This window comes from Crystallibacter degradans (assembly GCF_012952295.1).
Lineage (GTDB): Bacteria > Actinomycetota > Actinomycetes > Actinomycetales > Micrococcaceae > Crystallibacter > Crystallibacter degradans.
The window spans coordinates 60,434-69,251 of the sequence record NZ_JABBCH010000018.1 but is presented as its reverse complement, the minus strand read 5'-3'; the positions used below and the strand labels follow the sequence as shown (position 1 = coordinate 69,251).

The following is an 8,818-nucleotide window of genomic DNA, read 5'->3' as shown; positions in this document are numbered from 1 at the left end:
AACCGGGGACACCGGCGGCACATCAGGCACGTCAACCTGCCTCGGGGGATCAAAAGTCACGAACACCCCAAGCATCCCGACCCTGCCGGGAAAATCAACCAACCACGCCGAGGACCTGAATAGTTACATTCAGGGGCAAATTCATCCCCCGGCGCAATGACCTGGTGGGGACCGCCGTCGTAGATGGCCGGCAGGTGCATGCCGTGCCAGTGCACGGTCGTGGCCTCTTCGAGGGCGTTCTCAATGGCGACGCGTACTGTCTCACCGCGCCGTGCCCGCAGGGTGGGCCCCAGAAAGGCTCCGTTATATCCCCAGGTAGGGGTCCGCCCACCGGGGAGAAAACGGCTGCTTCCTGCTTCGGCTGTGAGCTTGAAAACCCTTGTCCCGTTGGTGGCAACGGTGGAGGGAGCCAGCGGCGGAATGTTGAGTGAATTCGCGAAGTCCAGTGTTCCGGCGGTGGAAATGGGGTCACTGGTGCTGCCGCATCCGGTCAGGAGCAGCGTTGCGGCTCCCCCCGTTCCGAGCAGGAACGTGCGGCGCGAAACATGGTGGTACACCATTGCAGCCTAGGCTCGGACCCGGTCCGGGAGTGAATCGCCTGTGCCCGGGCGGGCGGGCGGGTCCGGTATCCCGGGGCTGCTCGCTGACGCTGTGCCCGTCGGTTCTGCGGCCATTTCCCGGTAGCGGACGCGGCGGATGCGTTTGGCCATGGAGCGCATCAGCAGCACGATGGCGAGCACCATGAAGAAGGTCGCGAAGAATCCGAGTGCTCCGGGGGTGACCTGGTCGGGATCGAGGCCGGGACGCAGTTTGGTTTCCTGGTCGGGGAAAGGATTGGTGACGCCCAGGATGAGATGTTTCAAAGGGTTTTCTCCTCTACAAAAAGTGGTACGCCGGATAAGCCGGATGCCGCCACCTGCCCGACGCTGCGGCGGCCGTTGGCTTTCCTCAGGTATCGGTCCCGGTCCGGGGCTGCAGGAAGGCGCCCAGGACGAACAGCGCCACTCCTGCCGTGACGAAGATATCGGCGAGGTTGAAGGTGGGAAACCAGCCCGTATGCAGGTAGTCCACGACGCCGCGTCCGTCGAGCCGGTCGATGAAGTTACCGGCCGCTCCGCCGAGCAGCAGTCCCGCGCCGGCCCTGGACACCCGGGTCATGGTGGGGGCCGACGAGAGGGCATACCAGACCAGGCCCGCAATGATCAGGCCGGTGGCTGCGATGATCACCCAGTCCGGCAGATCCGCGCCGAAGCTGAACGCGACCCCGGGGTTGTACAGCAGCCGGAAATTGAGCACCCCCAGATCGGCCGTCGCTCCGCCGGAGAGCAGGGCCTCGGCCGTTGACTTGACGGCCAGGTCGGCGGCGGCCAGCACCGCCGCCCAGACCAGCAGCACCGCCCGGACCCGGCGGCCGGCCCGGATCGGTGTTGCGGTCCGGGCCGTGGATTCGGCGCTCATGCCGCCGGCTCCAGCACGGGAGCCTTCGCCGGAGCGAAGGCGGATTTGCGGCTGATCCGGCCTGCCCGCACGCCGTTGGCGATGACGACGATTTCCGCCAGTTCGTGCACCAGCACGACGGCGGCAAGGCCGAGCACCCCGAACAGGGCCAACGGAATCAGCACGGCAATCAGCAGCAGGGACAGGCACACGTTCTGCAGCATGATGCCCCGGGTCCGGCGCGCGTGGTCGAGCACCTGGGGCAGGTGGTTCAGGTCCTCTCCCATCAGCGCGATGTCCGCGGTCTCGATCGCGACGTCGGTACCCATGGCACCCATGGCGATGCCGGTATCGGCAGTCGCCAGGGCGGGGGCGTCGTTGACGCCGTCGCCGACCATGGCGGTCGGCTGCCGGGCCTTGAGCGTGCGGATAATCTCGGCCTTGTCCTCGGGGCGGAGGTCGGCGTGGACTTCGCTGATGCCGGCAGCCTTGGCCAGGGCGTTGGCCGTGATCGTGTTGTCGCCAGTGAGCATGGCCGTGGTGTACCCGGATTTGGCGAGCCGGGCGATGACGCCGCGGACTTCGGGACGCAGTTCATCGCGCACCGCCACGGCGCCGATCACCCGCGCGTCCTCTTCGATCAGCACCGCGGTGGCACCGGCCTGCTGCATCCTCTCGACCTCGGCGGCCAGCGGCCCGGGAGCGATCCAGCCCGGGCGGCCAAGGCGGAGGCGTTTACCGTCGAGGCTGCCTTCCAGGCCGGCACCGGGGACCGTGTCCACATCGGTGACCACAGCCCTGTCGTCGGTTGCGGCGAGGATCGCGCGGGCCAGGGGATGTTCGCTGCGCGCTTCGAGCCCGGCGGCCAAGGCGAGTACACGCTCCCGGCTGACACCGTCGACGGAAGCAACATCGACGACTGCGGGCTGGTTGCGGGTGAGGGTGCCGGTCTTGTCCAGGGCGATGGTGCGGATTTTCCCGAGGGTTTCCAGGGCTCCCCCGCCCTTGATCAGGACACCGATGCGGCTGGCGGCGCCCACGGATGCGACGACCGTGACGGGCACGGAGATGGCCAGGGCACACGGGGAGGCGGCGACGAGGACGACGAGGGCGCGTTCGAACCACAGCAGCGGTTCCCCGGCCAGGAAGCCGAAGGCGGTGATCAGGGCGGCAACGATCAGGATGCCCGGCACGAGCCGGCTGGCGATGGCGTCGGCGAGCCGCTGGCCCGGGCCCTTGCGGGACTGTTCGGCCTCGACGATGTGCACGATCCGGGCCAGCGAATTCTCTTCGCTGGTGCTGGTGACCTCGACTTCGAGCGGTCCGGTGCCGTTGATCGACCCCGCGTAGACATCGCTGCCCGGTCCGGCTTCTACCGGGACGGATTCCCCGGTCAGAGCGGAGGTATCCAGGGAGGTGCGGCCGGTAATGATCCGGCCGTCGGTGGCCAGGCGTTCGCCGGGTCGCACGACCATCCGGTCCCCGGGCACAAGCTGGGCCGGGGCGACCGTGGTCTCTGTGCCGTTGCGCAGCACGGTCGCTTCGGCCGGGACCAGATCCAGCAGGGCGCGCAGGCCGCGGCGGGTTTTCGTCAGGGAGTATTCCTCGAGCCCTTCGGAGATCGAATAAAGGAAGGCCAGCATGGCCGCTTCCTCGAACTGTCCGAGAGCGACGGCGCCGGCGGCGGCGAGGGTCATCAGGGTGCCGACACCGATCTTGCCTTTCGCCAGGCGCTTCAGCGTGGAGGGAACGAACGTCCAGGCGGCAACGAGCAGCGCCGCGATTTCCAGCGGCAGCACCAGCCACGAGGGGGCACCGGCCAGGCCGGCGACCCAGCCGGCCAGCAACAGCACGCCAGCCGTCAGCGCGAAGCGGACTTCGGTCACCTGCCAGAACTTCACGGGCTCATGCTCCGCTGCCTCTGCCCCGGACCGCGGTTCCTCGTCATGGCTGCAGCAGGCGTCGCTCATCGTGCGTTCTCCTTCGCGGCGCGTGCACCGGCGGCACGGGTTGCGGCGGTGCCGTAGTTCGGGCAGAGGCTGACCGCGTTGCCGGTGGCTGCCAGGAGGACCTCGGCGTGGGCGAGCATGTCCATCAGCTCCGGGCGGGTCAGCGAGTAGTACACGCTGCGCCCCTGGGCGCGTCCGTCCACCAGCCCGCAGTCGCGCAGGCAGGCTACGTGCGCCGACACGGTGGACTGGGCCAGGCCGAGTTCACCGGTGAGATCGCCCACACGCGCTTCGCCCCGGGCCATCCGCTTCACAATCGCGAGCCGGGTCGGATCGCTGAGAGAATGGAACAGGGCAGCCGCCGGATCCAGGCCGGAAGCGGCATCACCGCAGGATTCATTGATCGTCATATGCCGATAATACCAAGAACTACCGATCGCCCTTGCCGGTTTGCCAGAAGTGACTGAATTCAGAAAATTCTGTATGGTTTGGGCCATGAGGATTCTCTCCACCACTGATGTGCTGGCGCGTTTCGGGAAAGCTCTGGCCGATCCGACGCGTGCGGCCGTGCTGCTGGAACTGCGCAACGGCCCGGCGTTTCCCTCGGATCTGGCCGAACAGATCGGTGTCAGCCGGCAGACCCTCTCCAACCACCTGGCCTGCCTGCGCGACTGCGGTCTGGTGGTTGCCGAACCGGCCGGCCGCCGGATGAGTTACGAACTCTCCGATCCGAAGCTGGCCCACGCACTGGGGGACCTGTTGAGCACCATCCTCACGGTCGAGCCCGTCTGCAGCTGCGATGACCCCGGCTGCGAGGCTGCCGACCCGGCCCGGAACGGCTCACCCGCGGCACTGCTGGGCCCTGCAGGAGCCGGGACGTGAGCGGGCACGACCACGACCACGGCGCTCTGGCCCGGGGCCGGCGCGGCAAACTTGCGGTGGTCTTCGCCCTCACCGCGACGGTCATGGTCGCCGAGATCATCGGCGCCCTGGTTTCCGGAAGCCTGGCCCTGCTGGCCGACGCCGGGCACATGTTCACCGATTCCGCGGGACTGCTGATCGCCCTGCTGGCCGCGTCGCTGGCTCTGAAACCCCCGACGGACAAGCGGACCTGGGGATACAAGCGGGTCGAAATCATCGCTGCCGCCGGCCAGGCCGCCCTGCTGCTGGCCGTGGGCGGGTTCATCCTCTACGAGGGTATCCGGCGGCTGATTGACCCTCCCGAAGTCGAATCGGAGGCCATGCTCTGGTTCGGCATTATCGGCCTGGCCGGCAACCTCATCGGCCTGATCATCCTGGCCGCGGACCGGCGCAGCAACCTGAACATGAAGGCCGCGTTCCTGGAAGTCCTCAACGATGCCCTCGGCTCCGTCGCCGTCATCGTCTCCGCGGTCATCATCGCCGCCACGGGCTGGACCCGCGCCGACGCCATCGTCTCCCTGCTGATCGGTGCCCTGATCATCCCCCGGACCCTGGTCCTGCTCCGGGACACCATCGACGTGCTGATGGAAACCGCACCCAGGGGCCTTGACCTTGACCAGGTCCGCCGGCGCCTTCTCGCGCTGCCCCACGTCATCGACGTCCATGACCTGCACGCCTCCCGCGTCGATTCCGACACCCCCGTGCTCAGCGCACACGTCACGGTCCGGGACTCCTGCCTGACGGCCGACCACGTCTCCGTCGTGCTCGCCGATCTGCAGACCTGCGTCGCCGATGATTTCGCGGTGTCCATCGAACACTCCACCTTCCAGATCGAACCGGTCTCCCACCGCGGAACCGAAACCATCCGCCATTAACGGCCAGCACGATAGAACAGGAAACACGTGAGCACGAGCACTACCGGCATGGACAAAACGAAGAAAGCGAAAATCTTTCTCTGGATCCTTCTGGGCCTGATCGTCATCGGCGGAATCATCGGATTCACCCTCACGAAGAACTCCCTCACCGCTGCCGAACCCACGGACGGCGGCCAGGTCGTACGCGAAAACAGCCGGGTACTCTCCCAGGCGCCGGATGAGAAGGCGCAGTTCGTCGAATTCCTGGACTTCGAATGCGAATCCTGCCTCGCCGCGTACCCCTTCATCGAAGAGCTGCGGGCCGAGTACGGTGACACGGTCACCTTCATCAACAGGTATTTCCCCTTGCCGGGACACAAGAACTCCATGAACGCTGCCCTGTCCGTGGAAGCGGCAGCCCAGCAGGGTCAGTACGAGGCGATGTACCGCAAGATGTTCGACACCCAGAAACAGTGGGGCGAATCCTCCAACGATCAGAGCGCACTGTTCCGCACCTACGCCGAGGACCTGGGCCTGGACATGGGCGCCTATGACGCCGCGGTCGCCGACCCGGCCACCACGGAACGGATCGAAGCGGACAAGGCCGACGGGCAGGCCCTGGGCGTGTCCGGCACACCGACCTTCTACCTGGACGGAAAACTCCTCGAGCCCAAGTCCCTCGAAGAATTCCGGTCCGTGGTCGAGGCCGCAGCGAACGGCTCCTGACGTGCCCGTGATGTTCCGGCAAACCCCGTTCCCCGGGCTGGATGATCCGGGTGTTACCGGCCCCGTGTGGGTGCCGGCCCTGCCGCCGAGCCTGGAAACCCTGCTGGCGCCTACCCTGCAGCCGGTCCCGCTCATCCCGGTCCTGGCGGCGCTCATGGCGCTGGCCTACCTGGCCGGGGCGGCCCGGCTCTGGGCGGCCAACCGGCGCTGGCCGCTGTGGCGGACCCTGGTGTTCCTGGCCGGCTGCGCACTGATCGCGGTGACCATGGGCGCTGGCATCGAAGGCTACGGGCTGCGGATGTTCTCGGTCTTTATGTTCCAGCAGCTGACCCTGATGATGGCGGCCCCGCCGCTGCTGATCCTGGGCCGCCCGGGCACCCTGCTGCTGCGCGCGACCCCGCACAAGGGTCCGGGAAAACTGGTGCTCCGGCTGGCCCACGCAGGGCTGCGCTCCCGGTTGTCCCGGATCGCGATCCATCCCGGGTTCATGATCCCGCTGTTCCTGGTCGCCTTTTACGGCGTCTATCTGAGCGAACTGGCCGACACTCTGCTGCCGACCTGGTACGGACATATCGGCCTGGAACTGCTGTTCCTGGCCTCGGGCATCCTCTTCACCGTTCCGTTGATTTCCACGGATCCGTTGCCGATCCGGCAGACCCATTTCGGCCGGCTCATCGACATTTTCTCGGAAATGCCGCTGCACGCCTTTTTCGGCGTGATCATTATGATGGCCACCACCCCCATCGTCGGCTTCTTCGCCAACCCGCCGGACGCCTGGGGCGTGGACCCTGTGTCCGACCAGGGCGTCGCGGGGGGACTGGCCTGGTCCTACGGCGAGCTGCCGTCCCTGCTGATCCTGCTCTTCATCATGGTCCGCTGGCAGCGCGACGAATCCCGGCAGTCCAAACGCGCCGACGCCGACGCCGAGATCTACGGCACCCCCGAACTTGACGCCTACAACGACTACCTCGCCCGGCTGCAGCGCGGCCAAACATCCCCGGGGCAATCCAATGGCAGGTTCCCGTGAAAACACTTTCCACCCGGCACACCGGTACGCCGGCCCCACGCCGGCTGACCACCGGGATCATCGCGGCCGCCGCGGCAGCCCTGATAATTGCAGCGGCCGTGACCGGAATCGCCGGGCCCCGGCTCCTGGCCGATCCCGGCGCGATCGTGCGCTGGGGCCTGCCCGCGGCCACGACACTGCACCACCTGGCCATGGCCGTCACCCTCGGCGCCCTCGCCATCGCCGCCACCGTCCTGCCTCCGGCAACCGGGAACGGCCGGCCGCATCCGGCGCGGGAACACGCCATGGCCGTGGCCTCGGCCGCCGCGACCGTATGGGCCCTGGCCGCCGCGTCCATCCTCATCCTCGCCTACGCCGACACCGTCGGCCTGCCGGTCTCCGGTTCCCCGGAGTTCACCGAACAGCTTGCCTTCTACATGACCAACCACACCCTGGGCAGGACCTGGCTGGCCATCACGGTCATTTCAGCCATCGTGGCGACGCTGGCCTTCGCCGTGCGCTCCCCCGGCGCCGTCACCGCCACCGCCCTGCTGGCCGCGACAGCGGTCGTGCCGCTGTCGCTGATCGGCCATGTGGCCGGCAGCGACGACCATAACGGGGCGGTCAACGCTCTGGCCCTGCATCTGCTCGGTGCCAGCCTCTGGACCGGAGGAGTCATCACCCTCGGGCTGATAGCAGGCAAGCTAACGGCCGGGACCGACCTGATGCGCACAGCTCTCGCAAGATTCTCCATTATGGCCGGTACCGCGTTCGCCCTTGTCGTTGCCTCCGGCATCATCAACACCGCCTACCGGATCGGCGGCTGGGACGGACTGGCATCCACATACGGGTCCCTGGTCATCTTCAAAACCAGCGCAACCTTGGCCCTGGGCTACATCGGCTTCGAACACCGCCGCTGGATCGCCGGGAACACCGGCTCCCTGACCGGCCGCCGTCTCATCTGGCAGCTGATCACCGTGGAAACCCTCGTCCTGGGCGCGGTCATGGCCGTCGCCGCGGTCCTGGGCAAGACACCGCCGCCGGTGCCCCGTGTGCCGGAACCGCCGGCTACCCCGGCCAATATCCTCACCGGCTACGACCTCCCTCCCGAAGTGAGCGTCGGCGCCTGGCTGACACAGTGGCGCTGGGACTGGCTCTGGATCGCCGTCGCCGTGATCCTGACTTTGGCCTACCTCACCGCCGTCCGGCGGCTCCGCGCCGCCGGAAAGTCCTGGCCGTGGCGGCGCACCGCCGCATGGCTGGCAGGACTGGCGCTGCTGGTCTATGTGACCTCCGGCGCGCCCACGGTGTACCTGCCGGTCCTGTTCGGCATGCACACCGCCGCGCACCTGCTGCTCATCTTCGCCGTCCCGCTGCTGCTGACCGGTGCACGCCCCTATCTGCTGGCCTCGGCCACCCTCCCCCGGCGCACCGACGCCACCCTCGGATGGCGGGAAGCGATGAGCGCCTGGCCGGACTCCGGACCGGGTCGGCTGCTGGCCCGGCCGGCCGCAGCGGGCGTGCTCACCGCTGCAGCCCTGGCCGTCTTCTACTATTCCCCGCTGTTCCGCTGGTCGCTGGCTGACCATGTCGGGCACGAACTGATGATCTCGGCCTCCCTGGCCATCGGCCTGGTGCTGGCCGCCGCCGTGCTCGGCACCCGCCCGGGCAGTGGGAACCGGGCCGGTGTCTTCACACTGCTGGGCTTGTCCGCGTTGCTGGTGCTCTGGGCGGTCCACACCGCGGCCCTCGGCCAGCCGGTGCAGGGCGAATGGTTCGCGTCCCTCGGCCGTACGGACGCCGCCGGGGTGCTCGCAGACTTCCGTTCCGGGGCCGTGGCCATGCTGCTGGCCGGGGCCGTGCCGCTGCTGTGCGCCGCCGCTGCCACCGCTTTGCGTTCCACCCGAACGCGGAGGCTTTGACCG

10 protein-coding genes are annotated in these 8,818 nt (G+C 67.9%); 5 read left to right on the top strand and 5 right to left on the bottom strand.

From position 1 onward, the window contains the following. Window positions 1-56: 56 nt before the first annotated feature. The 5 genes from HGO92_RS19995 to HGO92_RS19975 all read right to left on the bottom strand — a co-directional run bounded on the left by HGO92_RS19995 (window position 57) and on the right by HGO92_RS19975 (window position 3,796). The gene (locus HGO92_RS19995; protein ID WP_346769034.1) at window positions 57-557 is read right to left on the bottom strand and encodes a multicopper oxidase domain-containing protein; all 501 of its coding nucleotides are present in this window, start codon (window positions 555-557) and stop codon (window positions 57-59) included. A 9-nt stretch (window positions 558-566) separates the two neighbouring features. Next, window positions 567-863 carry a hypothetical protein gene (locus HGO92_RS23485; RefSeq protein ID WP_205834793.1) on the bottom strand — a complete coding sequence of 99 codons (297 nt, stop codon included), beginning with the start codon at window positions 861-863 and terminating at the stop codon, window positions 567-569. A gap of 85 nt (window positions 864-948) precedes the next feature. After that, the gene (gene lspA, locus HGO92_RS19985) at window positions 949-1,458 is read right to left on the bottom strand and encodes a signal peptidase II (protein ID WP_169997967.1); all 510 of its coding nucleotides are present in this window, start codon (window positions 1,456-1,458) and stop codon (window positions 949-951) included. Further along, window positions 1,455-3,407, bottom strand: a complete 1,953-nt coding sequence (locus tag HGO92_RS19980; RefSeq protein WP_169997965.1) for a heavy metal translocating P-type ATPase — start codon at window positions 3,405-3,407, stop codon at window positions 1,455-1,457. The genes lspA and HGO92_RS19980 overlap by 4 nt, the downstream gene beginning before the upstream one ends. Next, complete coding sequence (locus HGO92_RS19975) at window positions 3,404-3,796, bottom strand: ArsR/SmtB family transcription factor (RefSeq protein WP_169997963.1); 393 nt, start codon at window positions 3,794-3,796, stop codon at window positions 3,404-3,406. Before HGO92_RS19975 ends, HGO92_RS19980 begins: the two co-directional genes overlap by 4 nt. A gap of 85 nt (window positions 3,797-3,881) precedes the next feature. On the opposite strand from HGO92_RS19975, the gene HGO92_RS19970 reads away from it, so the two are divergent. From HGO92_RS19970 to HGO92_RS19950, 5 genes are read left to right on the top strand one after another with little or no spacing between them, the layout of a single operon-like run. After that, the gene (locus HGO92_RS19970) at window positions 3,882-4,268 is read left to right on the top strand and encodes an ArsR/SmtB family transcription factor (RefSeq protein ID WP_169997961.1); all 387 of its coding nucleotides are present in this window, start codon (window positions 3,882-3,884) and stop codon (window positions 4,266-4,268) included. Next, on the top strand, window positions 4,265-5,182 hold the full coding sequence (locus HGO92_RS19965) for a cation diffusion facilitator family transporter (RefSeq protein WP_169997959.1): 918 nt from the start codon (window positions 4,265-4,267) through the stop codon (window positions 5,180-5,182). Before HGO92_RS19970 ends, HGO92_RS19965 begins: the two co-directional genes overlap by 4 nt. Window positions 5,183-5,230: 48 nt before the next feature. Next, on the top strand, window positions 5,231-5,887 hold the full coding sequence (locus tag HGO92_RS19960) for a DsbA family protein (RefSeq protein ID WP_169997980.1): 657 nt from the start codon (window positions 5,231-5,233) through the stop codon (window positions 5,885-5,887). 10 nt (window positions 5,888-5,897) lie between these two features. Next, complete coding sequence (locus HGO92_RS19955; protein WP_240974805.1) at window positions 5,898-6,914, top strand: cytochrome c oxidase assembly protein; 1,017 nt, start codon at window positions 5,898-5,900, stop codon at window positions 6,912-6,914. Further along, complete coding sequence (locus tag HGO92_RS19950) at window positions 6,911-8,815, top strand: bifunctional copper resistance protein CopD/cytochrome c oxidase assembly protein (protein ID WP_264669841.1); 1,905 nt, start codon at window positions 6,911-6,913, stop codon at window positions 8,813-8,815. Before HGO92_RS19955 ends, HGO92_RS19950 begins: the two co-directional genes overlap by 4 nt. Window positions 8,816-8,818: the final 3 nt, after the last annotated feature.